The organism is Gluconobacter sp. P1D12_c (assembly GCF_018812105.1).
GTDB classification, from domain to species: Bacteria; Pseudomonadota; Alphaproteobacteria; order Acetobacterales; family Acetobacteraceae; genus Gluconobacter; species Gluconobacter oxydans_A.
Genome location: NZ_JACSIQ010000077.1, coordinates 1 through 793, shown reverse-complemented (window position 1 = coordinate 793; position 793 = coordinate 1). Strand labels below are relative to the sequence as shown.

At 60.2% G+C, this 793-nt stretch carries 2 pseudogenes; both read right to left on the bottom strand.

Annotated elements, in window-relative coordinates:
* A pseudogene (locus KP705_RS15600) lies at positions 1 to 712 on the bottom strand (membrane-bound PQQ-dependent dehydrogenase, glucose/quinate/shikimate family); the annotation flags it as partial.
* Positions 712 to 793, bottom strand: a pseudogene (locus KP705_RS21175) (glycerol dehydrogenase); the annotation flags it as partial. The pseudogenes KP705_RS15600 and KP705_RS21175, both read right to left, overlap by 1 nt.

Sequence of the window (793 nt, the reverse complement as noted above, 5' to 3'; positions counted from 1 at the left end):
TTGCCGCATCGACGGCCACGAGGCGCATATCCAGTGTGCCTTCAATAATGCGGTTGTGGCAGGGTTGACCCTCTGGCACGGCAGCAGACGTGAAATACGTCACACCCTTGCAGGCTGCCGTGTAGGGAATGGACTCGTATTTGACGTTCAGATTTCGGCGCCAGATCTCTTTTCCAGTGACCGGGTCCAGCTTCATGATGTCATTCTGAGCTGAGCACATGTAGAGGCCGTCACCCACCTTGATGGGTGTGGTTTCAGCCGCCCATTTGTTAGTCTGACCCGGGCGTGGATAGCTGCCCGTATGGTAGGTGAACGCGACCTTCAGGTTGTTGACCGTCTCGGGGGTCAGTTCTGTCAGAGGGGAATAGCGCGTCTGGTTATCGTCACGCCCATAGGCCGGCCAGTCTCCATGCGCCGGGCTTGCACTCTGCTGGGGCGCCATGGCTGGAATTTCGGAAATGTCGATTGATCCGATATCCGGCAGGTTTGCAGCATTGACGCCCGGAGCCTGCGGGGCATACGGAGAGGGTCCGGCGAAATAGCTTGAATCTGCCGGTGTGTTTTCTTTGGGTTCGTCGGCGTTGCCCGGGCCGGGAATAGTCGCCGAAGGTGGCCCCCCGGAGCCTGCGGGAGCGAACTGAGCATGGGCGGCGAGAGGTGAACAGGCGAGCGCGAGGCCTGCGGCTGTTGCGAGAAGGTGAGACCGACGCATCAGACGGCTCCTCTGAGTGTACGGCGGGATTCCAGGCGGCGAAGGACCGGAATGGTCAGAACCACCAGAATGCCGAGAAGG